1 protein-coding gene is annotated in these 749 nt (G+C 46.7%); it reads right to left on the reverse strand.

Annotated elements, in window-relative coordinates; all coding sequences use genetic code 11:
- On the reverse strand, positions 1-749 hold a 749-nt coding region (locus tag C9J42_RS21315), incomplete at both ends, for an elongation factor Tu (RefSeq protein WP_146144080.1).

Consider the following 749-nt stretch of genomic DNA (forward strand, 5'->3'; position numbering starts at 1 on the left):
CCTTCGTCAAGAAGCTTACGGAACATCTCAACACCAGTACAAGTAGTTGTAATAGTGTCTACGATACCAACGATAGCAACTTCGTCACCAACTTTGATGATACCTTGCTCAACACGACCAGTTACAACAGTACCACGGCCTTGGATTGAGAATACATCTTCGATTGGAAGAATGAATGGACGATCGATTGCACGCTCTGGCTCTGGGATGTAGTTATCTAGAGCTTCTGCTAGTTCAACAATCTTGTCTTCCCACTCTTTCTCGCCGTTTAGAGCGCCTAGAGCAGAACCCATGATTACTGGGCAATCATCACCTGGGAAGTCGTACTCAGAAAGAAGTTCACGAACTTCCATCTCAACTAGCTCAAGTAGTTCTTCATCATCAACCATGTCACACTTGTTCATGAATACGATGATGTAAGGGATACCAACCTGGCGACCAAGTAGGATGTGCTCACGTGTTTGTGGCATTGGGCCGTCAGTTGCAGCAACAACTAGGATACCGCCGTCCATTTGAGCAGCACCAGTGATCATGTTTTTAACGTAATCGGCGTGTCCAGGACAGTCAACGTGTGCGTAGTGACGAGTTGGAGTATCGTACTCTACGTGAGAAGTAGAGATTGTGATACCGCGCTCACGCTCTTCTGGAGCGTTATCGATTGATGCGAAGTCACGAGCAGCACCACCGTACACTTTTGAAAGTGTAGTACAGATAGCAGCAGTTAGAGTTGTTTTACCGTGGTCAACGTG

Source organism: Photobacterium sp. GB-56 (assembly GCF_003026105.1).
Classification (GTDB): Bacteria; Pseudomonadota; Gammaproteobacteria; order Enterobacterales; family Vibrionaceae; genus Photobacterium.